Source organism: Billgrantia pellis (assembly GCF_008297955.1).
Classification (GTDB): Bacteria; Pseudomonadota; Gammaproteobacteria; order Pseudomonadales; family Halomonadaceae; genus Halomonas; species Halomonas pellis.
Genome location: NZ_VTPY01000003.1, coordinates 209,566 through 232,986 on the forward strand (window position 1 = coordinate 209,566; position 23,421 = coordinate 232,986).

At 65.0% G+C, this 23,421-nt stretch carries 21 protein-coding genes; 3 read left to right on the plus strand and 18 right to left on the minus strand.

Annotation, left to right across the window (positions count from 1 at the left end; genetic code table 11):
- Positions 1–53 precede the first annotated feature (53 nt).
- The gene (gene nudE / locus F0A17_RS06875) at positions 54–641 is read left to right on the plus strand and encodes an ADP compounds hydrolase NudE (protein ID WP_149327615.1); all 588 of its coding nucleotides are present in this window, start codon (positions 54–56) and stop codon (positions 639–641) included.
- A gap of 28 nt (positions 642–669) precedes the next feature.
- On the opposite strand, the gene F0A17_RS06880 is transcribed toward nudE, so the two are convergent.
- The 5 genes from F0A17_RS06880 to F0A17_RS06900 form a co-directional block, all read right to left on the minus strand.
- Positions 670–1,767: an oxidoreductase gene (locus F0A17_RS06880; RefSeq protein WP_149327616.1), complete on the minus strand. Its 1,098-nt coding sequence runs from the start codon at positions 1,765–1,767 to the stop codon at positions 670–672.
- A 77-nt stretch (positions 1,768–1,844) separates the two neighbouring features.
- Entirely contained in the window at positions 1,845–3,689 is a 1,845-nt protein-coding gene (gene ilvD / locus F0A17_RS06885; protein WP_149327617.1) for a dihydroxy-acid dehydratase, read from the minus strand.
- 272 nt (positions 3,690–3,961) lie between these two features.
- Positions 3,962–4,519, minus strand: a complete 558-nt coding sequence (locus F0A17_RS06890; RefSeq protein ID WP_149327618.1) for a hypothetical protein — start codon at positions 4,517–4,519, stop codon at positions 3,962–3,964.
- A gap of 23 nt (positions 4,520–4,542) precedes the next feature.
- Positions 4,543–6,360: a TRAP transporter permease gene (locus F0A17_RS06895; protein WP_228716829.1), complete on the minus strand. Its 1,818-nt coding sequence runs from the start codon at positions 6,358–6,360 to the stop codon at positions 4,543–4,545.
- 55 nt (positions 6,361–6,415) lie between these two features.
- Complete coding sequence (locus tag F0A17_RS06900; RefSeq protein WP_149327620.1) at positions 6,416–7,393, minus strand: TAXI family TRAP transporter solute-binding subunit; 978 nt, start codon at positions 7,391–7,393, stop codon at positions 6,416–6,418.
- Positions 7,394–7,534: 141 nt separating this feature from the next.
- Between F0A17_RS06900 and F0A17_RS06905 the strand changes: the two genes are divergently transcribed.
- A complete protein-coding gene (locus F0A17_RS06905) occupies positions 7,535–8,266 on the plus strand; it encodes an SDR family NAD(P)-dependent oxidoreductase (protein WP_149327621.1) in 732 nt (243 codons plus the stop codon).
- A 5-nt stretch (positions 8,267–8,271) separates the two neighbouring features.
- Here the strand turns inward: F0A17_RS06905 and lon are convergent, their stop codons facing one another.
- The 10 genes from lon to F0A17_RS06955 form a co-directional block, all read right to left on the minus strand.
- Positions 8,272–10,701, minus strand: a complete 2,430-nt coding sequence (gene lon, locus F0A17_RS06910; RefSeq protein WP_149327622.1) for an endopeptidase La — start codon at positions 10,699–10,701, stop codon at positions 8,272–8,274.
- 97 nt (positions 10,702–10,798) lie between these two features.
- Positions 10,799–12,037, minus strand: coding sequence for a DUF945 family protein (locus tag F0A17_RS06915; protein ID WP_149327623.1), 1,239 nt, complete (start codon positions 12,035–12,037; stop codon positions 10,799–10,801).
- 90 nt (positions 12,038–12,127) lie between these two features.
- A complete protein-coding gene (locus tag F0A17_RS06920) occupies positions 12,128–12,601 on the minus strand; it encodes a phosphatidylglycerophosphatase A family protein (protein WP_149327624.1) in 474 nt (157 codons plus the stop codon).
- Positions 12,598–13,551 (minus strand): thiamine-phosphate kinase, encoded by a 954-nt coding sequence (gene thiL / locus F0A17_RS06925; protein WP_149327625.1) that lies wholly within the window; start codon positions 13,549–13,551, stop codon positions 12,598–12,600. Before thiL ends, F0A17_RS06920 begins: the two co-directional genes overlap by 4 nt.
- 11 nt (positions 13,552–13,562) lie before the next feature.
- Positions 13,563–14,069, minus strand: a complete 507-nt coding sequence (gene nusB, locus F0A17_RS06930; protein WP_149327626.1) for a transcription antitermination factor NusB — start codon at positions 14,067–14,069, stop codon at positions 13,563–13,565.
- The gene (gene ribH, locus F0A17_RS06935) at positions 14,066–14,569 is read right to left on the minus strand and encodes a 6,7-dimethyl-8-ribityllumazine synthase (protein ID WP_149327627.1); all 504 of its coding nucleotides are present in this window, start codon (positions 14,567–14,569) and stop codon (positions 14,066–14,068) included. The genes nusB and ribH overlap by 4 nt, the downstream gene beginning before the upstream one ends.
- Before the next feature lie 101 nt (positions 14,570–14,670).
- Positions 14,671–15,825 (minus strand): bifunctional 3,4-dihydroxy-2-butanone-4-phosphate synthase/GTP cyclohydrolase II, encoded by a 1,155-nt coding sequence (gene ribBA / locus F0A17_RS06940; RefSeq protein WP_149327628.1) that lies wholly within the window; start codon positions 15,823–15,825, stop codon positions 14,671–14,673.
- A 149-nt stretch (positions 15,826–15,974) separates the two neighbouring features.
- Positions 15,975–17,111, minus strand: a complete 1,137-nt coding sequence (ribD, locus tag F0A17_RS06945; protein WP_149327629.1) for a bifunctional diaminohydroxyphosphoribosylaminopyrimidine deaminase/5-amino-6-(5-phosphoribosylamino)uracil reductase RibD — start codon at positions 17,109–17,111, stop codon at positions 15,975–15,977.
- A 73-nt stretch (positions 17,112–17,184) separates the two neighbouring features.
- The gene (gene nrdR, locus F0A17_RS06950) at positions 17,185–17,676 is read right to left on the minus strand and encodes a transcriptional regulator NrdR (protein ID WP_149327630.1); all 492 of its coding nucleotides are present in this window, start codon (positions 17,674–17,676) and stop codon (positions 17,185–17,187) included.
- 142 nt (positions 17,677–17,818) lie between these two features.
- Entirely contained in the window at positions 17,819–18,286 is a 468-nt protein-coding gene (locus F0A17_RS06955; RefSeq protein WP_149327631.1) for a copper chaperone PCu(A)C, read from the minus strand.
- A 209-nt stretch (positions 18,287–18,495) separates the two neighbouring features.
- On the opposite strand from F0A17_RS06955, the gene dsbG reads away from it, so the two are divergent.
- Positions 18,496–19,251, plus strand: a complete 756-nt coding sequence (gene dsbG / locus F0A17_RS06960) for a thiol:disulfide interchange protein DsbG (protein WP_149327632.1) — start codon at positions 18,496–18,498, stop codon at positions 19,249–19,251.
- Positions 19,252–19,417: 166 nt separating this feature from the next.
- On the opposite strand, the gene F0A17_RS06965 is transcribed toward dsbG, so the two are convergent.
- From F0A17_RS06965 to F0A17_RS06975, 3 genes are all read right to left on the minus strand, one after another.
- Positions 19,418–20,284 (minus strand): MBL fold metallo-hydrolase, encoded by an 867-nt coding sequence (locus F0A17_RS06965; RefSeq protein WP_149327633.1) that lies wholly within the window; start codon positions 20,282–20,284, stop codon positions 19,418–19,420.
- Positions 20,285–20,499: 215 nt separating this feature from the next.
- A complete protein-coding gene (glyA, locus tag F0A17_RS06970; protein ID WP_149327634.1) occupies positions 20,500–21,765 on the minus strand; it encodes a serine hydroxymethyltransferase in 1,266 nt (421 codons plus the stop codon).
- A gap of 123 nt (positions 21,766–21,888) precedes the next feature.
- Positions 21,889–23,301 (minus strand): hypothetical protein, encoded by a 1,413-nt coding sequence (locus F0A17_RS06975; protein ID WP_149327635.1) that lies wholly within the window; start codon positions 23,299–23,301, stop codon positions 21,889–21,891.
- Positions 23,302–23,421: the final 120 nt, after the last annotated feature.

Below are 23,421 nucleotides of genomic sequence, written 5' to 3' on the forward strand. Positions count from 1 at the left end.
GGCGCATTCCCGCGACCGCCAGCCGGGGTTCGCCCGTCCGCCAGGGAGTTTACATGACCGACACCCCCCGACTGCAGAAACCCCAGGTGCTGTCACGCCAGTCGGTGGCGAGAAGCCGCCTGTTCCATGTCGAAGCGCTGGAATTGCGCTTCGCCAATGGCGCCGAGCGCACCTTCGAACGATTGACCGGCAGCGATCAGGGAGCGGTGATGATCGTCGCCATGCCCGACCCGGAGCATATCCTGCTGATTCGTGAATATGCCGCCGGCTTCGAGGATTACGTACTGACGCTGCCCAAGGGGCTGGTCGATCCGGGCGAGGACATCGTCACCGCCGCGAATCGCGAACTGATGGAGGAGTGCGGTTTCGGCGCACATCATATCGAACCGCTGGTGGAGCTGTCGCTGGCCCCCAATTACATGCGCCACCGCATGCAGGTGCTGCTGGCTACCGATCTCTATCCCAAACGCCTTCCCGGCGACGAACCCGAGCCTCTGGTGGTCGAGACTCACGCCCTCGAGGAACTCCCGGCGCTATTGATGCGCGACGACTTCCACGAGGCCCGGGCCATCGCCGCGCTCTTCATCGCCCGCGACACCCTGCGCCAACGCCGGCACGAGGCCTCGCCACTGAGCTGGTGAGCCGCTGACGATATGGCTGGCGAGGCACTCAGGCGCCGCGGCGATGCAGCAGCTTGCGCAGATTGCCATTATTCTCCTTGAGACGGATCCAGCGATCCTGGCGATAGCTGTCCAGCCCCGCCTCCAGCAGCGCCATCACCTCGGTGGCCTCCTCCACCGTCACTGGCGGCGGTGTGCCTTCCGCCAGGGACTCGACGATGCCGGCATAGTAGGCCAGGTAATCGCCCGGTAGCCCTGGATGCTCCCGGGAGGTCAGCGAAATGGCCTCGCCATCGCCCTCGTCGACCGAGAGCTTACCCGGTCGCGGATCGACACCCCAGTCGCGAGTCGGCGTGCGCCCTTCGCGCAGCCAGTTCTCCTGTGGATCGCGCCCATACTTGACGAAGCTGCCGCGCGTGCCGTGCAGTGCCAGCTGCGGCGTGGGCTCGGCGACCAACGAGCTGGCGCGCAGGGTGACGCGAACCTCTTCATAATCCAGTAGCGCGTGGAAATCGTCGTCCACCTGGGCATCGTCGCGTGCGGCCATCAGGTCGAGCAGAATCGCCCGCGGCATGCCGAACAGTTCGCGTGCCTGGTCAAGCAGATGCGCCCCCAGGTCGTACCAGATACCGCTGCCGGGTTTCTGCTGTTCCCGCCAGCGGTCGGCTACCTTTGGGCGGAAGCGATCGAAGCGCAGCTCGAGCGCGACCGGGCGACCCACCGTGCCCGCCTTGATTAGCGCCTGCAGGGTTCGGAAATCGCTGTCCCAGCGGCGATTATGAAAGATGCTGAGCAAGCGCTCGGCCTTGTCGGCCTCGGTCTTCAGCAGCTTGGCTTCGGATAGCGATACGGTGAACGGCTTGTCAATCACCACATGCTTGCCGGCAACCAGCGCCGCCTTCCCCAGTGTGAAGTGGGTCTCGTTGGGGCTGGCGATCACCACCAGATCGATGTCGGGACGACTCATCAGTTCCGTCGCCCTGGGCAGCACTTCCACGCCAGGCAGCGCCTCGTGAACCTTCTCGGCGGAGCTGCTGGCTACGGCCAGCAGCTCGAGCCCGGGAGTCGCCTGAATAAGCGGGGCATGAAAGACACGGCCAGCAATACCGAAACCGATCAGGCCGACGCCGAAGATCTGCTTGCGCATACGTTGTGTCGCCTTGCTGAATGAATGAAAGGAGCGCACTGGCGCACCGGGTCAACCAGGAGCGCCAGTCAAGAAATTCAGTCGAGCTTGGAGAGGTCGCGCACTGCCCCCTTGTCGGCGGATGTGGCCAGCAGCGCATAGGCCTTGAGCGCCGCCGAGACCTTGCGCACGCGTTGAATGCTCGGCTTCCAGGCATCGACGCCCTTGGCTTCCATCGCCTCGCGCCGACGAGACAACTCGTCGTCGGAGAGCAGCACATCGATACGCCGGTTGGGAATGTCGATGCGGATGACGTCCCCGCTCTCGACCAGACCGATGGCGCCGCCCGCCGCCGCTTCGGGCGACACGTGACCGATGGAGAGCCCCGAAGTGCCGCCGGAGAAGCGTCCGTCGGTGAGCAGCGCGCACGCCTTGCCGAGCCCCTTCGACTTGAGATACGAAGTGGGATAGAGCATCTCCTGCATGCCCGGCCCCCCCTTCGGCCCTTCGTAGCGGATGACGACGACGTCGCCTTTCTTCACCTTGCCGCCGAGGATGTGTTCCACCGCTTGATCCTGGGATTCGACCACGTGGGCGGTCCCCTCGAACAACAGGATCGAGTCGTCGACGCCGGCGGTTTTCACCACGCAGCCGTCCTGGGCGATGTTGCCGCGCAGAACGGCCAGACCGCCCTCCCTCGAGAAGGCGTGCTCAAGATCGCGGATGCAGCCGGTAGCGCGGTCACCGTCTAGACTCGGCCACCGCGCGTTCTGGGAGAAGGCCACCTGGGTGGGCACGCCGCCGGGACCCGCCCGGAAAAACTCCACCACCTCCGGCGTTGGGTTGCGCATGATGTCCCACTCGTCCAGCGCATCCTTGAGAGTATCGCCGTACACGGTGGGCACACGGGTGTCGAGAACGCCGGCACGGTCCAGCTCGCCGAGGATGGCCATGATACCGCCGGCACGGTGCACGTCCTCGATGTGGTACTTCTGGGTATTGGGCGCCACCTTGCACAGTTGGGGGACTTCCCGCGACAGGCGGTCGATGTCGGCCATGGTGAAATCGAGCTCGGCCTCCTGGGCGGCGGCCAGCAGGTGTAGGATGGTGTTGGTCGAGCCGCCCATGGCGATGTCCAGCGTCATGGCATTCTTGAACGCGGCGAGCGAACCGATGGCACGCGGCAAGAGGTGCGCCTCCTCGCCCTCGTAGTAGCGCTTGGCCAGCTCGACGATGCGATGGCCGGCGGTTTCGAACAAGCGACGGCGATCGGCATGGGTCGCTACCACGGTGCCGTTGCCCGGCAGAGCCAGGCCCAGCGCCTCGGTCAGGCAATTCATCGAGTTGGCGGTGAACATGCCGGAGCAGCTACCGCAGGTGGGACAGGCGCTGCGCTCGACCTCGGCCAGCATATCGTCATCGACGCTGTCATCGGCGGCCATGACCATGGCATCGACCAGATCGAGTCCGTGGTCGAGCAGCTTGGTCTTGCCGGCTTCCATGGGACCGCCGGAAACGAAGATGGTGGGAATGTTGAGGCGCATGGCGGCCATCAACATGCCGGGAGTGATCTTGTCGCAGTTCGAGATGCACACCAAAGCGTCGGCGCAGTGGGCGTTGACCATGTACTCGACGCTATCGGCGATGATGTCTCGGCTCGGCAGCGAATAGAGCATGCCGTCGTGGCCCATGGCGATGCCGTCGTCCACGGCAATGGTGTTGAATTCCTTGGCCACCCCGCCGGCCTTCTCGATCTCGCGTGCCACCAGTTGCCCCATGTCCTTGAGATGCACGTGACCGGGCACGAACTGGGTAAAGGAGTTTGCCACGGCGATGATCGGTTTATGAAAATCGTCGTCCTTCATGCCAGTGGCGCGCCACAGGGCGCGGGCTCCGGCCATGTTGCGGCCGGCGGTGGTGGTGCGGGAGCGATATTCGGGCATGGTGTCCTCGTTTTTGCGCAGGTTGCGCTATGCAGTTCGTGCCGTCTTGGGCCACCCTGAGGGCAGCGACGATCTGGAAGCCTGTCGGATTTAGCCGGTCGTCACGAATCACGGTTTCGACTCACCTCATCGATCGATTGCCTACCGCGTGCCATTAACGAAGCGGATCGAAAGGAGTCGGCCGGCATTCGCCGTAGCGCCGTGTAAGTCCGATAGGCTCCTTAGTAGGGGGTCAGCCCCGATTCTGTCATGCGACCGGCCGTCCGGCTAGGCTAGCGCGTCGGCTCCAGCACCAACGGACTGTCAGCGGGAAGCGGCTGAGTGCCATAGAGCGCCCAAACGTCCAGCGCCGGCCCCAGATCCTCGATCAGGCGCAGCTTGTCGGCATGCCGCTCCAGCGTCTGGCGGGCGCAGATACCCGCCTCGAAGCGGCCCGCCAGCAGTCCCTCGGCCACCGCCACGGTAGTGGGAACATCGATCTCCTCGGCGAATCCCGTGAGGTCGGTGTAGTAGCGGGTGGCCGGCTGTCGTGCCACCTGGCGAGGCTCGGCGATCTCGCGCCGCGCCAACAGCGCCAGCGGATGGCTGCCGGCGATGAAGGTGTCCACCGGAAAGGCGCGATGCATGGTGCGGCCCACGCAGTCGGCATGGCTGAAGTGAGCCGTGCACTGCAGGACCCGGTCCACCTCGCCCGCCACCAGCGACGCGAACGCCGCCGGAAAATCATCGAAAAGCCTCACCGCGGCATCGCCAGGGCCGCGCGCAGCGAGGTAGCGACGCAGCACCAGTACATGGTTGTTCCCCTCAGGTCCCAGCGTGGCAAAGATCATAGGCCTCTCCTCGGCTTTCCCTCTCATAGCAGGAAGATCACCAGCGCCCCGGCGACGATCAGCACGCCCCGCAGCCACGCCGCGCGTCGCGCAATCACACCGAAGGAGATCGCCGCCAGGCCGGCACCGACCTTCAACAGATCGATGACGGCGGCAGCGGGATCGGTGGCCAGGCGAATGATATCCGGGTTAGCGACCATGGCCAGCGGAATGATATAGAGCCCGATGCCCAGCGCCATGGCCTTGATCGCCACCTTGAGCCAGTTCTCTCCCACCATGCCGGCGGCGATGAAAACCCCGCCACACACCGGGGGGGTGATGGTCGAGAGCAGCGCGAACCAGAACACGAACAGATGCGCCAGCAGCGGCTCGAGCCCCAACGCGGTGAGTGCCGGCCCCGCCACCGAGACGCAGATCACGTAGGCGGCGGTGGTCGGCACCTCCATGCCCAGCACCAGGCAGGCGAGCGCCGTGAACAGCAGCGCCGGCCATAGCATTTCCCCAGACAGCGAAAGGATGGCGGAGGTGATCTTGACCCCGAGCCCCGTCATCGACAGCACGCCGATCACCAGCGAGGCGCAGATGATGATGGCCCCGATCACCGCCACCTGGCGACCCGCGATGACCATCGCCTCGGCCAGACGGATGGCGAAGCCGGTGAGCGAGAAGCGCAGGCGAACGTCGAAACACAGCAGCAGCATGCCGACGAAGATGGCGATGCTGGCCGCGTACTGGGGCGTGACGCCGCCGAGAAAGATGCGCTCGAGCAGCAGAGCGAAAGGAATGGCAAAGAACAGCGACGTGATCAGTACCTCCTTGCCGCTGGGCTGATCGCTCGAGGCTATCGGACGCAGGTCGTGTCGTGTGGCAAAGGCATCGATGCCCATCCACACTGTGGCGAAGTAGAGGATCGCAGGCAGCGTTGCCGCCGCCATGATCTGGGTGTAGGGCGTGCCGGTGAGCTCCACCATGACGAAGGCCCCTGCCCCCATCAGCGGCGGCATGATTTGCCCGCCCGAGGAGGCCACCGCCTCTACCCCGCCGGCCAGGGCACGCGGATAGCCCAGGCGAACCATGGAGGGGATCGTGATCGCTCCGGTGGAGGCCACGTTGGCCGAGGCGGAGCCCGAAATGGAGCCCATCAGCGCCGACGAAATCACCGACACCTTCGCCGCTCCGCCGGTCAGCCGCCCGGCAACGGCACTGGCCATGTTCATGAAGCCCCGCCCCGCCTCCCCGGCATTGAGCACGGCGCCGAAGATGACGAATATCGCCACCACGCCGACGCTGACCCCGGTCAGCTTGCCCCATAGCCCGCCCTCGGCAATGGTCAGCGTGCCGACGAAGCTCGGGAGCGGCATCCCTGGATGGCCGAACTGACCGGGTACCAGGTCGCCAAACAACCCGTACAGCAACGCCATCAGCGCCACCAGCGGCAGCGGCCAGCCGATCGCTCGCCGCGCCGTTTCGAGCGCCAGCACGATCAGGAAGCCACCGACCAGCATCTGGAAGTGGTTGTCGATGAAGCCGTACTGGTTCGACAGCGCTTCCTCGTTGAACACGATGTAGGCACAGGCGGCTAACCCGATCAGCGTCAGCGCCCAGCCGCTCCACCGCTCGTAGCGCGTCCGCGCGGCATGAATCAGGATCCACGGCAACGCCAGCGCCATATGGATCGGTCGGCTTACCAGGGCCGGCGCCAGGCCATAGAAGATCAGCCCCAGGTGAAACGCCACGGTCAGGGCGCCCAAGCCCACCCAGAGGGGATGCAGCCGCGCCGAAACATCGCCGGCGGCCGTAGCGGCCGCCGGCGAGGAAGTACGGGTCGATGACATAGACATCTAGCCTGTCGGCCTGGGCCGGGTCGGCAGCTGACGACCCGGCCCGGCGGTTGAATTAACGCAACTCGTCGGGAATTTCGATGTCGGCTTCGTCGTAGTAGCGCACGGCGCCCGGATGCAGCGATCCGGCGATATTGCCGATCATGTCATGTGTGATGCTGCCCCACCAGGGTGACTCCTCGGCCATGGCCTCGCGCCGCTCCCAAAAGGTTTTGGTCAGGGTATAGGCGGTCTCGTCATCCATCCCGGTGGTGGTGTAAGCGATCACCGGCAGCGAGGTTGTCTGCACGTCCTCGTCGACGCCGGCGTAGGTTCCCGCCGGAATGGTCTGACGTGCCGCTCCGGTTTGCTCGATCTGCTCGTCGCTGAAACTAATCAGGCTAATCGCCATGCTGGCCGCGGTCTCGATCACGTTGGGACTGGGGAAGGAGCTCGCCGTGACGAAAGCGTCGATCTGGCCATTCTTCAACGCATCGGGGCCACTGCCGATCTCGGCATTGGCGACCTCCACCTTCTCCTGCATGTCGAACAGTTCCAGATAGCGCTCGGCCTCGCGCGCGCCGAAGGTGCCGCGACCGATCAGGATCTCCTTGCCCTCGAGCGCCTCCAGGCCGATCACCCCCTCGTCGCCGGCCACCACGAAATGCATGGTGATGGCGGGAATGGGAAACAGACCGCGGATCTCCTCGAAACGCGGATGTTGACGCTCGGCGAAGGGCCCTTCGCCCTCCATCGCTCGCGTCACCAATCCAGGAGGCGTGGTGAAGACGTAGTTGCCCTGGCGTGCCATCACTTCCATGACGTTCTGCACCGAGCCCTGGCTCTCCTCCAGCGTCACGACGATGTCACCGTCGGTCCCCTTACGAATCGCTTCCGCCAGCTCGACCCCCATCTGGTAATAAGCGGTGCCCGCCGAGGCGGACTTGTAGGTGACGCGGGTCTCAGCCTGGGCGGAAGCGGCGGTCGCGCCCATCCATACGGCGGTGGCCGATGCCAGCAGAGTACGAGCGAAGGCATGCTTGCGGTTTGACATGTGTCTCTCCGTTTTGGCGTCCAGCATCGCTGCGCGATGATGTTGTTGTGATACGTTATGGTGTGAAAACGTTATAAAGAAATGTCGTGCAAACGTCTATAATGCCGACTTTTTCATGCGAAGAATACCGAGGAGACAGGCATGAGGACCACGGCCGTGCTAGGGGGGGCCGGGGGAATCGGTCGTGCCATCGTCGAGGCGCTGCTCAAGACGGGAAACTTCGTCTTCCTGCTCGATCTCGAGGAAGCGGAAGGGAGAGTGACGGACTTGCTCGAGCGCTGGCCGGAGCGCTGCCGCTTCGTGGCCTGCGACATGGCCGACGCAGGAAGCATCGCACGGGCCTTCGCCCGGATCGAGGCATATGGCGAAGGGCTCGATGCGTGTATCAATGCGGCCGGATTGATCCGGCGCGGCCGTTTCGTCGACGTCTCACCCGCCGACCTGGAAGCCGTCATGGCAGTCAACGTCACCGGCGCTTACCGGGCGCTGCAGGCCGCCACGCGCCTGATGATCGATGAACGCGGTGGCCGCCTGGTCATCGTCGCATCGGCCCACGGCCTGCGCACCACCGCTGAGCGTTCGGCCTATGCCATGAGCAAGGGCGCCATGCTGGCGCTGGCCCGGGCATTGGCAGTCGAACTCGGCCCGCAAGGTATCCTGGTCAACGCCGTGGCGCCGGGGCCGGTCAGTGCCGGCATGCAGGACGCCCGCTCCGAATCGCGCCGCCTATGGGCGGCGGCCACCCCGCTCGGCCGAGTCGCCGAGGCCGTAGAGGTGGCCCGAACGGCTGTCTTCCTGGCCTCCGCCGAGAATACCTTCATTACGGGTGAAACCGTGGTCATCGACGGCGGTGCCAGTATCTCCATGGGGTGAACCGGTTAGCCGCCGAAGGCGACGTTGGCCACATCGCGGTAACGCTTGGCGAAGTGCACCATCATGCCCTCCCTGAGGAAGTCGGGCAGCTCATCGTAATCGCGACGGTTGGCCTCCGGTAGGATCACTTCAAAGATCTTGCTGCGCCGGGCGGCAATGATCTTCTCGCGAATCCCGCCCACCGGCAGCACCTGACCGGTCAGCGTCAACTCGCCGGTCATTGCCAACGGCCGGCCGATGGCCTGGTGACGCGCCAGCGACAGGAGTGCCGTGGCCATGGTCACGCCCGCCGAGGGGCCATCCTTGGGCGTGGCGCCTTCCGGCACGTGCAGATGCACGAAGGCGGAATCGAAGAAATCGGCATCGACGCCGTACTCGGCGAGATGGCCCAGCGTGTAGCTGTAGGCAATGTTGGCCGACTCTTGCATCACTTCGCCGAGCTTGCCGGTGAGCTTGAAGCCGCGCGTCAACGAATGCACCTTACCCGCCTCGATGGGCAGCGTAGCGCCGCCCATGGCAGTCCAGGCCAACCCGGTGACGACCCCCTCGCCCTTGAGCACCTGCTCCTGGCGGAACAGCGGCGCGCCGAGGTACTCCTCCAGGTTCTTGACCGAGATGCGCACTGACGCCTGATCCCCCTCGAGCAGCCTGACCGCAGCCTTGCGCACGATGCTGTGCAGCTGTTTCTCGAGCTGACGCACCCCGGCCTCGCGGGCATAGCCCTCGATCACCTGGCGCAGCGCTGCATCAGTGAGATTGATACGCTTACGCGGGATCTTGTCGCGCTCGAGCAGCTTGGGCCACAAGTGATGCTTGGCGATCGCCATCTTCTCCTCGGCGATGTAGCCCGACAGGCGGATCTGCTCCATGCGGTCGAGCAGCGGGCCGGGGATGGTATCCAGCGCGTTGGCGGTGCAGACGAACAGCACCTTGGAGAGGTCCAGGCGCACATCGAGATAGTGATCGAGGAAATCGACGTTCTGCTCGGGATCCAGCACTTCGAGCAGTGCCGAGGCGGGGTCGCCCTGGAAGGACTTGCCCAGCTTGTCGATCTCGTCGAGCATGATCACCGGGTTCTCGACCTCGACCTCCTTGAGCGCCTGCACCAGCTTGCCCGGCATGGCACCGATATAGGTACGACGGTGCCCCTTGATCTCGGCTTCGTCGCGCATGCCGCCAACCGAAAAGCGGTAGAACTGGCGCCCCAGCGCCTCGGCGATGGAGCGGCCGACGGAGGTCTTGCCGACGCCGGGCGGACCCACCAGCAGCAGGATCGAGCCGCCGACATCGCCCTTGAAGGTACCCTCCGCAAGGAACTCGATGATGCGCTCCTTGACGTCCTTGAGGCCGTCATGATCACGATCCAGAATCGCGCGGGCATGCGGCAGGTCGAGCTGGTCCTCGCTACGCACTCCCCATGGCATGGCGGTGAGCCAGTCAAGATAGTTGCGGGTGGTACCGTACTCCGGCGACCCGGTCTCCAGCACCGCGAGCTTGTCGAGCTCCTCCTCGATACGGGTGAGCACCTTGGGCGGCACCGTCAGCCCTTCGAGACGATCGCGGAAGGTATCAACATCGTTTTCGCGATCATCCTTGGAGATGCCCAGTTCGCGCTGGATCACCTTGAGCTGCTCGCGCAGGAAGAATTCACGCTGGCGCTCCTGCATCTGCGCGTTGACCTGTTCGCTGATCTCGGTCTGCAGCTGGGCGACGTCGATTTCCTTGCGCAGCAGCGGCAGCACCTTTTCCATGCGCGCTTGGACCGGCATCGTCTCGAGCACGGCCTGCAGCTCGTGGCCCTTTGCCGAGGTGATCGCCGCGGCGAAATCGGTCAGCGGCCCCGGCTCGTGCGGACTGAAGCGATTGAGGTAATGCTTGAGCTCCTCGCCATAGAGCGGATTGATCGGCAACAGCTCCTTGATGCCGTTGATGATTGCCATGGCGTAGGCGCGAGTCTCGTCCTCGTCGGCCTTGACCGGCTCGCGCGGATAGCTGACCTCGACCAGGTAGGGCGGTTTCTTCGACAGCCAGCGTTGAATGCGAAAACGGCGCAGCCCCTGGGCAATGAACTGCAACTGCTGATCCTCGCCATGCAGCTTATGCACTTTCACCGCCGTGCCGACCTCGGGAAAGTGCTCGTGGCCGAGCGCCTCCACCGACGTGTCGCCGACAAAGGCCACGCCAAGAGTATGATGCGGGGTGTTGCCGACCCGGCGGATGGTCTCCTCCCAGCGCTCGCGATTGATCACCAACGGCTGAACCTGGGCCGGAAAGAAGGGTCGGTTGTGGATCGGCAGCAGATAGATGCGCTCGGGCAGATAGTCGCTGGCCGGTATCACGGCATGGTTGGCCACTTCACCGTCGGAGCCCAGCGCCTCGTTCGTCTCCCCTTTCGCCTGCTGCCAGTTCCGTTCGTCCTGATCATGTTCGCTCATGAACACCTCGTCCTGAAGCTGAAAAGCCGAAAGCACACTGCCCTGTGGAATGTGGGCAGCAGAGACCAACTTCAAGTCGCACCAGCATTTTGCCGTCTCAGCGGCGCAGGTTGGGCAGCGGACGGCCGTTGACTCTTACCTGGCCGCGCCCGATGTCGACCTCCAGCGTGCGGGTATCCAGCGGCAATCCGAGCCATAGCGCCACTACCGTGGGCAGCTCGTGCCAGGTAAAGTCGCCGTCGATGCGACGGCGCCAGCGCTCGCGCATGTCGGGGTCGTCGAGCTCGACCACACTCAGCTCGTCGAGGCGACGCCCGTCGAAAAACAGCGCACCGTCGACACGAGCCGAGAGGCCCAGCATAGGACTGTCGAGCTCGAGACGCTGCAGATCGAGACGCGGCGAATCTCGCAGTATTCGAAGCAGCTGCGGCTCGACTTCAACCAGCAGCGGTCGCGCGCCATCCCCCTGCCTTCCACCGGCGGCCAAACGGCGCAGGCGCTTTATGGTGCTGCGAATGGCGTCGGCGTTGAGTCGCGACAGCTCCGCTTCGAGCTGTCCGGTGAGCAGTACCTGCTCGGCGGTACGTATCTCGCCCAGGTCGACGGTGAGTTGCATCCTGAGCTCTTGATCGTCGAGGGCGGTGCGGTTGGCCAGCCGCACGGTGCCGCCATCAAGCTCAAGCTGCGGCTGCCGCCAACTGAACGAGTCGATCTCCAGGCGATCTTCCTGAGTGAAAGAGTGGGCGCCTTCGGTGTAGGCGTACTGGCTATTGAGTACGGAGGGACCGATCTCCAGCCGGGCCGCCCCGTCGCTCAGGACCCATCGCTTGAGCTGAGCGCGCAGGCGCCAGTTGCCACGCTCACCGCTGAAGCGCAGGCGGCCGCCATCGAAGGCCAGCTCGCGCTCCTGCTGGGTGATGCGTAACGGAGCGAGTTCGAGGCCGCCTTCCAGGGTACCGCTCAGGGTACGGTAGCTGGCTTCCCAGCGGGGTGGAGGCGACGCCAGCGAATCGCCGAACAGGTCGGCGGCCTCCGGGCCGTATTGCAGCGACGCCTCGCCATCGAGATGCGTGCTGAGCACACCATGCCTGGCGCGGTAGGTCAGCTCCAGTTGCCAGCTATCGCCCAGCAGCGGTGCCAGACGGATACGTCCGGTCGACTGCCACCAGCCCCGGTCGACATCCATGCGCTCGACGTCGAGCTCCCCTCGCGCCTCCAGGTCGGTGAGAGTGCGTGCCATCTCACGTTCGAAGAGCCAGCTCGAGGCTGCCTGTGCGCTCAGCCATACCAGCAGCAGCGCGACCAGCAACGGGACGATCAGACGTTCCTTGCGCATTGCTCCGCCCCCTTGTCGTTTCCTTGACCTAGGCTCTATCCAACAACTGTCTACGCTTGCTCATGCTGCGCTCAAGGTTGGCTCGAAAGACTAATGCAACCAGAGCCACAAGTGCATCGTGCTCCAGGCATAGATGCCGGCAAGAACATCGTCGATCATGATACCGAACCCTCCGGCCACACGCCGGTCGGCCCAGCGAATGGGCCACGGCTTGAACACGTCGAAGATGCGAAACAACACGAAGCCCCACAGCGCCGCCTCCCAGGAGAACGGAACCGCTGCCATGGTAATCCAGTAGCCGACGAACTCGTCCCACACGATGCCGGAGTGATCGTGGACACCGAGGTCGCGGGACGTTCTGTCGCAAAGCCAGATGCCGACCACGAAGGAAACGGCAACCAGCGTCAGGTACCAATTCAGCGGCAGCTCCGACAACAGCCAGTAGAAAGGAATCGCCGCCAATGTTCCGAAGGTGCCCGGTGCCCACGGCACGGCACCACTACCGAGCCCGAAGGAGAAGAAGTGTATGGGGCGACGCCAGACGCTCTGGGGGGCGCGATTCATTCTCCCCCCCCCTGGAAATGCTGCCAGCCATGGTGGCCGTCCAGAGCTACGCCAGCCACGCCCCGCTCGGTACTGGTCACGCCGATCGGCGTCAGTGACAGGCCCAACCCCGCCAAGCGTCGAGTGGCCTCGTCCAGGGCGGTGGCCGGCAGGCTCACGAGCAGCTCGTAATCATCGCCACCGCTGAGGGCGGCGCGATGCGCCTCCTCGCCCCCCAGCGCCTCGACCAGGCCCTCGGCCAGCGGCAGCGCGTCGGCCTCGAGGCGTGCGCCGAGACGGGAGGCGGCCAGAAGATGCTCGAGGTCGGCCAGCAGGCCGTCGGAGATGTCGATCGCCGCATGCGCCAGGTCGCGCAGCGCCAGTCCGGCGGCCAGACGGGGCTGTGGCATCAGGTAACGTGCCAGAAGCGGGTGCGCCAGATCGCGCTCGCCGCGCCGCCACAGGACCAGGCCGCCGGCGCCACCGCCCAACGCGCCGGTCACGGCCAGGACATCGCCGCGGCGGGCGCCGGCGCGCGACAACGCCAGGTCAGGCGGCACTTCGCCCATGACCGTCACGCCGATGGCCAGCTCACCGCGGGTCACGTCGCCGCCGACCAACGCGGTTCCGCTCGTCCGGCACAGCCCATGGAAGCCGCGCGCGAACTCGGCCAGCCAGGCGTCGTCATCCTCGTTCAGCGCCAATGCCATCAGGCACCAGCGCGGCTCGGCCCCCATTGCCGCCAGATCGCTCAGGCTCACCGCCAGCGCACGGTAGCCGATCGCCTCGGGGGGAGCATCGGCGGGAAAATGCACGTTGGCCACCGAGGTGTCGACGCTGACCGCCAGTCGCAGACCCGGTCGCGGAGCGAGCATCGCACAGTCATCGCCCACACCGAACGCCACGCCGGCCTGGGGACCCGGCGTGGCAGGCGTAAAATGACGGGCGATCAGTTCGAATTCGCTGGCCACCGGGTGATCCCTCAGCGGCGACGTGCGCTGACCTCGGCGCTACGCAACCGGGCCGCCAGCTTGTCGAGGATACCATTGACGTATTTGTGGCCGTCGGTGGCACCGAAGGATTTGGCGAGTTCGACGCCTTCGTTGATCACGACCCGATAGGGCACGTCCAGACGACGGCTGAGTTCGTAGGTACCGAGACGCAGGATGGCCAGCTCGATGGGATCCAGGTCTTCGAGGCGGCGATCGAGCAGTGGCGCGATGGCGGCATCCAGCTCGCCGCGGAAGCGCACCACGTTGTGCAGCAGTTCGTGGAACAGCGCCAGGTCGGCGATCTGCATCACCTTGGCCCAGTTCTCGTGATCCTCGAGATCCTCGTCGGGCTGCTGGCTGCGAAACTCCGCTTCCACCGAACTCGCCGACTTACCGGTCATCTGCCATTGGTAAAGCCCCTGCACGGCAAGCTCGCGGGCCGCGCGCCGCGCCTGCTGGCCCGCCGACGGGGTGCGCTGCGGACGCGATTCACTCATGCCTGCTCTCCGCTCTGCGAAACGTCGTCGCCGAAACCGCGCATCAGCGAGACCATCTCCATGGCGGCCATGGCGGCTTCGGCGCCCTTGTTGCCGGCCTTGGTGCCGGAGCGTTCGATAGCCTGCTCGATCGAATTGACCGTCAGCACGCCATTGGCGATGGGCGTGTCGAACTCGAGCTGAAGATTGCCCAGTGCCGCATTGCAGCCGCCCGCCACGTACTCGAAGTGGGGCGTGCCGCCGCGAATCACCGCGCCCAGTGCGATGACCGCATCGGGGCGCACCGCTTGCAGGGCACGCTTGACCGCCAGCGGCAGCTCCCAGGCACCCGGCACGTGCACGATGTCGATGTGCTCTGCATCCACGCCATGACGAACCAGGCTATCCACGGCCCCTTCGACCAAGCTATCGACGACATGGTGATTGAAGCGGCCCACCACGATCACGTAGCGACCGTCGACATCGACAAAGTTGCCTTCCAATTGAGACAGGGTATGCATCGCGAATTCCTGATAAAAAGGGTCCTGCTGAAAACGGTTTAGGTCCGGAGCACGACGAGCGGGCATGAAGCACACCGGCCCTTGCGCGGAACGAAGCGGACTCAACCTTCTTCGTTCGCTGCGCCCTCTCCCGGCGCGATCAGCTCGACCACTTCCAGATCGAAGCCGGACAAGGCGGAGAATTTCCAAGGCGAACTGAGCAGGCGCATGCGTCCGACGCCCAGGTGCCGCAAAATCTGCGAGCCGGTGCCTATGCTCAGATAGTTACCTGCGCCATCCGAGTCGCTGGTGCGCGGCAAGCGCCGGCGCTCCAGGAATACGTCGACCTGGTCGCGCAGATCCTGACGCGGGCGCCCGTCATCGAGCAGCACGAAGACGCCTTGCTCGGCCTGGGCGATCTCCTCCAGCGCGCTGTGAATGGTCCAGTTGCGGCTCTCGCCCCTCTGCAGCCCCAGCAGGTCACGCATGGTATCGGCCAGATGCACACGCACCGTCGTCAGCGCATCGGGGGTCGGCTGCCCCTTGACCAGCGCCAGGTGGTGAGCGTTCTGGATACGATCGTGGAAGACATGCAGGGTCAGTGGCCCTACGGTCGTTTCCACCGGCTCGGACGCCACGGGCTCGACGGTGCGCTCGTTGTGGATCCGGTAGTGAATCAGATCGGCGATGGTGCCCACTTTGAGCCCATGTTCGGCAGCGAAGCGCTCCAGTTCGGGGCGTCGGGCCATGCTGCCGTCGTCGTTCATGACCTCGCAGATCACTCCGCTGGGGTCGCAGCCGGCCAGGGCGGCGAGGTCACAGGCCGCCTCGGTATGCCCCGCGCGGCGCAGCACGCCGCCCGGCTCGGCCATCAGCGGGAAGATATGGCCGGGCTGAACGATGTCCTCGGCCCGGGCGTTGCGAGCGGCTGCCACACGGACCGTGTGTGCGCGGTCGGCGGCCGAGATGCCGGTGGTCACGCCCTCGGCGGCCTCGATCGACAGGGTGAACTTGGTGCCGAAACCGGAGCCGTTGTTGCTCACCATCAGCGGCAACCGGAGTCGCTCGCAGCGCTCCCGGGTCATCGGCATGCAGATCAGGCCACGCGCATGCCGCGCCATGAAATTGATGTGCTCGGCCTCGACCTTCTCGGCGGCCATGATGATGTCGCCTTCGTTCTCGCGATCCTCATCGTCCATGAGGATCACCATCTTGCCCTGGCGAATGTCCTCAATCAGCTCTTCGATGGGAGCCAGGCCCCCGCGGGAGGATTTCACTTGGGAATCTCCGAATGTCTACTTTCTGGCGCGACAGTACACCGCAGCAGGGCGCTGTCGCTCACGTCGCACCGAATTGAATGGGCGTCAGAGTACATTGGCGCGGCTTCGGGCGCCAGTAGCGAGCACATAGGCGCCCACAATGAAACTCAATCCTGCCGACGCTCGGGTCGCGCGGTGATTCGCCAGTCGCGACCGATGGCACGGATATCGAGAATCTCCAGGGGGCGCTGCTGTGCCATGCGGGTCAGTCCCGGCAGTGCAAACAGCGGCCGGGCTTCGCCGCCGAGCAGCGTCGGCGCGACGAACAGCTGCATTTCGTCGACCAGATCGGCGTCCAGCATGGCACCGGCAAGCGTCGCCCCGGTCTCCAGCAAAAGCTCGTTGACCCGCTCATGCTCGGCCAGGTAGCGCAGCAGCGCATGCAGCTCGACGCGGCCGTGCTCGCCGGCCGGCAGCACCAGCACCTCGGCGCCGGCGGCCTCCAGCCGCTTGCGCCGCTGTCGGTCGCAACCGCTCACGGTCGCTACCAGAGTGCGGCCGGGCTCGCGCAGGCAGGCCGCAGCCTGAGGCAGGCGCAGTTGCGTGTCGACCACCACCCGCAACGGTTGGCGCGCGGCGACGGCCTCGGCCTGCTCCAGTCCCAGTTGAGCGGCCCGCACCGTCAGCCGCGAGTTATCGAAGATGATCGAGTCGACGCCGGTCATGATCGCACTCGAACGGGCCCGCAACCGCTGCACTTCGCCGCGCGCATGGGGGCCGGTGATCCACTGCGACTCGCCCGACGGCATGGCGGTACGTCCGTCGAGACTCATGGCCATCTTCAGTCGCACGTAGGGACGCTGGCGAATCATGCGCGAGACGAAGCCCGGGTTAAGCGCCCGCGCCTCCTCTTCCAGCAGCCCGACATTCACCTCGATACCGGCTTCGCGCAGCATGGCGATACCACGCCCGGCCACCTCGGGATTGGGATCCTGCATGGCCACGACCACCCGTTGAACGCCGGCCCCGATCAACGCCACGGCGCAGGGACCGGTTCGGCCATGATGGGAGCAGGGTTCCAACGTCACGTAGGCCGTGGCGCGGCGCGCGGCCTCCCCCGCCATGCCCAGGGCATGAACCTCGGCATGCGGCTCTCCGGCACGCTCATGCCAGCCCTCGCCCACCAGCCGGTGATGCTTGACCAATACGCAGCCCACCCGAGGGTTGGGGTGGGTGGTATAGAGGCCGCGGCGGGCCAGTTGTAGCGCCCGGGCCATCCAGGCGGCGTCGGTCGGCTTGGCCATATCGCTCCTGCGCTGGGTCTGGAAACTGGCGGCTCTCGGCGGGGCGAACCGCCCGGTTCACGCTCGGTACCGATCACTCTCTCTCATCGTCAGCGGTGCCGGGCGGAAAGCCCGGCTCCTGCGAAAGACGGTCGATCTCGGCACGAAACTCGTCGAGATCCTGAAAGCGGCGATAAACCGAGGCGAAACGGATGTAGGCCACCTGATCGAGGCGCTTCAGCGCCTGCATGACGGCTTCGCCGATATCGCGCGCCTGGATCTCGCGCTCACCACTGGCGCGCAGACGATGACGGATCCGCTCCACCGCGGCCTCGATCGCCTCGGCGCTGACCGGGCGCTTCTCCAGCGCCCGCAACATGCCGGCCCGCAGTTTCTGCTCGTTGAAGGTTTCGCGCGAACCATCGGCCTTCACCACCCGAGGCATGACCAGTTCGGCGGTCTCGTAGGTGGTGAAACGTTCGCCACAGGCGGTGCATTGGCGACGCCGGCGTACCTGGTCGCCTTCCGCCACCAGGCGGGAGTCGGTCACACGGGTTTCATGGGCGCCACAGAAGGGGCAATGCATGGTCTCGTTCCGAACGCGAAGCGGGGCGACCCGGGGGCCGCCGGGCTCATGATTGGTACCTTATTCGGCCAACAGTGTACCCGCTGGGCCACGCGCCGCCCAGCGCCCGGGCATTCTGGACGATGGCGACCGGCCCTGACGGCTACTCATGATCATGTGCGTGGTCGTTCGCGCCCGATTCCAGGATACGTTTGATCGGCGCGTCCAGAGCCTGGGTCTCGCCCGTTTCGAGCTCCAGTTCGATACGCACCGACTCTCCCTCCACCAACGGTTCCGTCAGCCCGATCAGCATCATGTGCCATCCACCCGGTTGCAGCTCGGTGCGCCCTCCGGCGGGGATGACGATCTCGGGCACCTGGCGCATTTGCATGACGCCGTCCACATCCGCATGGCGGTGCAGCTCGACCGCCTCCGCGGCCGGGGAGCCAGCCCCTACCAGCTTGACATCTTGCTCCCCCGGGTTGTGCAGCGACATGAAGGCCGCCGACGTTGGCGAACCCGGCGGTACGGCACGCACCTGAGCGTGCTCGATGACCAGCGCATCGGCAAGTGCCGACAACGTGACCAATGACAGGCCGATTGCAGCCAGCAGGTGATGGGGCAGCTTCATGAAGGCTCCTTGTTGTATCGTTGCGCCAATAGGTAGGAAGTGAGGAACAGCATACTATGGCGATAGCAAACGAGAAGCCAGGATGCGTCAACTCGACACAGCGAGGCGCTAGCGCAGGCGATGCGGACCGCCGCAACCGACTGCGACGCATCGTCTCCTCCTCGCCCATCCGCACTCACCGAACGTCACTTGCCCCGAGGACTCCCGACATGGCTTTTCGCATCGCACTGCTTCCTGCCGCCCTGGCAAGCCTTCACGCCACCACCGCGATTTATGCCGACGATTGGCCGGCCCCCATACAAGCCTTGGTCGAGCAAGGCCTCGAGATCCATGGCGAATTCGCGGCACCGAGCGGACTCACCGGCTACGCGGCCAGCCATCAAGGCCGCGAGATGACCGTCTATCTCACCGCCGACGGCAACCATGCCATCGCCGGCAGCTTGCTCGATGCCGAGGGCAACGACGTAGGCGAGGCGGCGTTGTATGAACGAATCCGACAACCTCAGGAGAAAATGGTATGGCGGCAGTTGGAAGCGAGCCATTGGATCGCCGATGGCCGAGACGACGCACCTCGCGTGCTCTACACCTTCACCGATCCCAACTGCCCCTATTGTCGCCGATTCTGGGAGGCCACCCGGCCCTGGGTGGAAGCTGGCGAGGTACAGCTGCGCCATGTCCTGGTGGGCATTCTGCAGCAGGATAGCCCGGCCAAGGCAGCTTCCCTGCTCGGTGCCGAGGACCCCGCAGCGGCGCTGCGCGAGCACAGCAACGGTGAAGACGTCGCACCGACGGCCCAACCGCGGGATATCGAGGACCAAGTCTATCGCAACAACCAGCTGTTCGAGGAGCTGGGCTTCTACGCCACGCCCACCACGGTGTACTACCTCGATGAACGCCTGGACCGCGTCGCCGGCATGCCGGAAGAGGAGCGCCTGAGGGAAATGATGGGCAGTGAAACGCCCTGAGCCGCTACGCAACCATCGCCGCCGAGTACGGCCGAGCGTGCCCACCAGTCAGGATCATGACGGTAGCGATCCTCGTCGCCAGCAGATCGCGCGCCAACATGCACGCCCATGGCCGAGCCGCCATCGCAGGATGGGCAGGTAGCGCTCAGGATACACCGCGCCAACTTCAGAAGCGGTTGAGCGGAACCTTGAGATAGGCCTGGCCGTTGTCTTCGGGGGGCGGCATGTGCCCGGCACGCATGTTCACCTGAACGGACGGCAGGATCAGCTTCGGCATGTCGAGAGTGGCATCGCGCTCGGTACGCATCCTGACGAACGCCTCCTCGCCGATGCCCTCGCGAACATGGATGTTGTGAGCACGCTGCTCGGCCACGGTGGTTTCGTACTGGTACTCCTCGCGACCCGGCGCCTTGTAGTCGTGGCACGGAAAAAGACGCGTCTCGTCCGGCAGTGCCAGGATCCGCTGGATGGAGCGGTAGAGCATGCGCGCATCGCCACCGGGGAAGTCGCAGCGGGCGGTGCCGTAATCGGGCATGAACAGTGTATCGCCGACAAAGGCGGCATCGCCGATCACGTAGGACAGGCAAGCCGGCGTGTGGCCCGGCGTATGCAACACCCGCCCTTCCAGTTTCCCGATGGTTAAGGTGTCGCCTTCCTCGAAGAGACGGTCGAATTGACTCCCGTCGCGAGCAAACTCGATACCGGCATTGAAAACCTTGCCGAACATTGCCTGCACGTCGACGATTCTGGCACCGATGCCGGTCCTGCCACCCAGCGTCTCTTGCAAATAGGGCGCGGCCGAGAGGTGATCGGCGTGAACGTGAGTCTCGAGGAGCCACTCGACGGTCAACCCCTCGCGTCGAATGTAATCGATGATCGCATCGGCGGAACGTACGTCGGTCCTGCCGGCCGCATAGTCGAAGTCGAGCACCGAATCGAGAATGGCGCAGACCTGGCTATCGGAATCCTGCACCACGTAGCTGAAGGTATGGGTCGGCTCGTCGAAGAAGGGAGTCACGATAGGCTTGGCCATGAAAGCGGTCTCCAACAGTGTCGTTGCCGCTTGAGATGACCACAGCATAGTGCAAGCCAACTACTGACAATATATTGTTTTACTCTATAAAATTTTCTCCACCGACGTGCGAGGAATGAGCGAAATTCACTGGAACCGCCTTCCAACTCGGACCGGGGCGGCGACATGAAAAACCCCACCAGGTGGTAGGGTCGTTCTCACTGCGGTTCTACGGCTCAACGATAGACCGGCAAGCGCGAGCAGACGCTCTCGACCTTGCCCTTCACTTCGGCCTCGATGCCCGCGCTATCCTCGCCTTTGGCCATCACGTCGAGAATGTCGCAGATCCAGCCGGCCAACTCACGGCATTCGCTTTCGCCGAAGCCTCGGGTGGTGACCGCCGGCGTGCCGATGCGCAGACCGGAGGTGACAAACGGGCTCTGCGGATCGCCGGGCACGGCGTTCTTGTTGACGGTGATGTGGGCGCGTCCCAGGGCGGCGTCCGCGTCCTTGCCGGTCAGGCCCTGCTTGATCAGAGAGAGCAGGAAGAGGTGGTCCTCGGTGCCCCCGGAGACGACGTCATAGCCGCGCTCGACGAAGACGCCGGCCATGACCTGGGCGTTCTTGACCACCTGCTGCTGGTAGGTCTTGAATTCGGGCGCCATGGCTTCCTTGAAGCACACCGCCTTGGCGGCGATGACGTGCTCCAGCGGGCCGCCCTGGCCACCGGGGAAGACGGCGGACTGCAGCTTCTTCTCGATTTCGGCATCGCCCTCGGCGGAAAGGATCAGGCCGCCGCGCGGGCCGCGCAGGGTCTTGTGCGTGGTGGTGGTGACCACGTGCGCATGGGGCAGCGGCGTGGGGTAGATGCCGGCGGCTACCAAGCCGGCGATGTGGGCCATGTCGACCAGCAGATACGCGCCCACCTGGTCGGCGATCTCCCGGAACCTGGCCCAGTCGATGACCTGGGAGTAGGCGGAGAAGCCGGCGATGATCATCTTCGGCTGATGCTCGCGGGCGAGCCTGGCCACTTCCTCGTAGTCAATGCGTCCACTGTCATCGATACCGTACTGCACCGCATGGTAGTGCTTGCCGGAGAAGTTCGGCTTGGCGCCGTGAGTGAGGTGGCCGCCAGCATCCAGGCTCATGCCCAGTACCGTGTCGCCCGGCTTGACCAGCGCCTGAAACACGGCGCTGTTGGCCTGGGAGCCGGAGTGGGGCTGCACGTTGGCGTAGCTGGCGTCGAACAGCTGCTTGGCGTAATCGATGGCCAGCTGCTCGACGATGTCGACGTACTCGCAGCCGCCGTAGTAACGCTTGCCGGGATAGCCTTCCGCATACTTGTTGGTCAGCTGGCTCCCCTGGGCTTCGAGAACGCGCGGGCTGGCATAGTTCTCGGAAGCGATCAGCTCGATGTGCGCTTCCTGGCGTGCGACCTCTTTCTGCATCGCATCGAACAGGGCGTCATCGAAACCGGCAATCGTCATGTCACGGCTGAACATCGGCGGGAAACCTCGCATCACGGGAAGAGTCGGAAGGCGCCATGATACCCCAGCCCATGATGCCTTTCACATGAAAGGCCGTCATGAGTGGTTGCAGGATTTCTCATGCGAGGTTTAGTCGCTTCAGCGCGTCTCGACTTTCACCCCGAGCTTGCCCGGCAGGCCCAGCGGGTCGTCGGCATAGGTGGACAGTTTGCTCTGGGCCGGCAGAGTGAGGCGCAGGTCCAATTCCTCGGCACTGCCCTCCAGCAGGTCCACCAGCGCCACCAACACCGCCTGCACCTCGGGGCCGAACATCATGCCAAATCCCTGGGCCTGGGTACGTGCCTGCTCGATGTACTGCGCCTCGGTGACGCCCTGCGTGGCGGCGCCCAGGGTGACGAGACGGGGGAACAGGCCCTGATCGGACAGCATCAGATGCAGGTCGCCGCCAAGCAGCGTCGCACGCTCCAGCCAGTCGGCATCGGCGAAGGCCTCGGCCGGCGTCATTCCCTCCGGCAGCCGCACCGGCAGGTTGGCATCGAACGCCAGGCGCAGGGCATCGTGAATGTCGATGCGACTGTCGCTGGTCAGCACGCTGTGCTCACCCATGTCCTGCCAGCTGCCGAGCAAGGCGGCATCCATCCGCAGCTCCCCGGTGCCGCCGGTGAGCACGTTGCTGGCCATGCGCAGTTGAGTGCGCTCATCGGCCGGCGCAAGTTCGATCATGCGCGCCAGGTCGAGCTCCAGCGACTCCAGCCGCAAGCCGCCCTTGCCGTCTTCGAAGGCGCCGTCAAGATCGAGCTGCGCCACGCTACCGGCGAACTCGCGTGAGTCTACGACGAGATTGCGCAGCAGCAGCGTGTCGAGTCGCTCCTCGCCTTCGATATCGATCCCCCGCAGGCCTTCGAAACGCATCGACGCCAGCGTGAAGGAGCCCGAGCCGCGCCCGTCGACATCCTCGGTCGAGCCGGCCACGCCGGTCAGCTCGAACATTCCGATGGCATGCCGGGTGATATCCTCGCCGCGCACGCTGTCGATGGTCATGCGCCCCCGACGCGTCTGCAGCGGCGTATCGATGAACATCTCCTCGGCCAGCTCCGAGGCAAGCTCGATAGCGATGTCGTCGATGGCCAGGCTGCCCAGGCGCACGTCTTCGGCCAGTCCCTCATGCAGCGGAAAGACCGCGCGCGACGGCTCGCCCAGTACGATGCGCTCGGCGGTCATCAGCGTCAGTTCGGTGAGGCTGTCCTCGATACGCACCCCTTCGAGAGTCACCTCGTCGGGATTATCGTAATCACCGCTCACGATGTAGCGGTCGATATGAAGGCGCTCGCCCTCCTGCGCCTCGAACCGCACGTCCTCGGCGGTGACGCGGGAGCGCAGCATGGCACTGGAGACATCGCCCAGCGTGAGACTGCCGCTCTCCCCGAACATCGCTCGCAGATCGGCCTCGAGCCGCTCGGCGTCGGCGACTGCCGCCCCGGAGGCGCCCAGCAGTGCAGCGAGAGCCAGTGACCGGCCAAGGCGAGACGTCCCGGTTTGCAACGCCTTCATCGACATTCCCCTTGTTCTCTCTTCTTGCGAAAGGAAGTGGCGAAGAACGGCAGCGCCACGTCTGCGGAGTGTAACCGGGAACGGCTCGCCGATGCGTCCCTGCGGGCAAGCCACTGCGGA

Bases quoted from the DNA above. Each gene is read 5' to 3' on its own strand.
- F0A17_RS06905 (WP_149327621.1), top strand. From the start codon at position 7,535: ATGAGGACCACGGCCGTGCTAGGGGGGGCCGGGGGAATCGGTCGTGCC.
- dsbG (WP_149327632.1), top strand. From the start codon at position 18,496: ATGGCTTTTCGCATCGCACTGCTTCCTGCCGCCCTGGCAAGCCTTCAC.
- ilvD (WP_149327617.1), bottom strand. From the start codon at position 3,689: ATGCCCGAATATCGCTCCCGCACCACCACCGCCGGCCGCAACATGGCC.
- F0A17_RS06955 (WP_149327631.1), bottom strand. From the start codon at position 18,286: ATGAAGCTGCCCCATCACCTGCTGGCTGCAATCGGCCTGTCATTGGTC.
- F0A17_RS06895 (WP_228716829.1), bottom strand. From the start codon at position 6,360: ATGTCTATGTCATCGACCCGTACTTCCTCGCCGGCGGCCGCTACGGCC.
- lon (WP_149327622.1), bottom strand. From the start codon at position 10,701: ATGAGCGAACATGATCAGGACGAACGGAACTGGCAGCAGGCGAAAGGG.
- ribH (WP_149327627.1), bottom strand. From the start codon at position 14,569: ATGCATACCCTGTCTCAATTGGAAGGCAACTTTGTCGATGTCGACGGT.
- nusB (WP_149327626.1), bottom strand. From the start codon at position 14,069: ATGAGTGAATCGCGTCCGCAGCGCACCCCGTCGGCGGGCCAGCAGGCG.
- F0A17_RS06915 (WP_149327623.1), bottom strand. From the start codon at position 12,037: ATGCGCAAGGAACGTCTGATCGTCCCGTTGCTGGTCGCGCTGCTGCTG.
- F0A17_RS06965 (WP_149327633.1), bottom strand. From the start codon at position 20,284: ATGGCCAAGCCTATCGTGACTCCCTTCTTCGACGAGCCGACCCATACC.
- glyA (WP_149327634.1), bottom strand. From the start codon at position 21,765: ATGTTCAGCCGTGACATGACGATTGCCGGTTTCGATGACGCCCTGTTC.
- nrdR (WP_149327630.1), bottom strand. From the start codon at position 17,676: ATGCATTGCCCCTTCTGTGGCGCCCATGAAACCCGTGTGACCGACTCC.
- ribD (WP_149327629.1), bottom strand. From the start codon at position 17,111: ATGGCCAAGCCGACCGACGCCGCCTGGATGGCCCGGGCGCTACAACTG.
- F0A17_RS06920 (WP_149327624.1), bottom strand. From the start codon at position 12,601: ATGAATCGCGCCCCCCAGAGCGTCTGGCGTCGCCCCATACACTTCTTC.
- F0A17_RS06975 (WP_149327635.1), bottom strand. From the start codon at position 23,301: ATGAAGGCGTTGCAAACCGGGACGTCTCGCCTTGGCCGGTCACTGGCT.
- F0A17_RS06880 (WP_149327616.1), bottom strand. From the start codon at position 1,767: ATGCGCAAGCAGATCTTCGGCGTCGGCCTGATCGGTTTCGGTATTGCT.
- F0A17_RS06900 (WP_149327620.1), bottom strand. From the start codon at position 7,393: ATGTCAAACCGCAAGCATGCCTTCGCTCGTACTCTGCTGGCATCGGCC.
- F0A17_RS06890 (WP_149327618.1), bottom strand. From the start codon at position 4,519: ATGATCTTTGCCACGCTGGGACCTGAGGGGAACAACCATGTACTGGTG.
- nudE (WP_149327615.1), top strand. From the start codon at position 54: ATGACCGACACCCCCCGACTGCAGAAACCCCAGGTGCTGTCACGCCAG.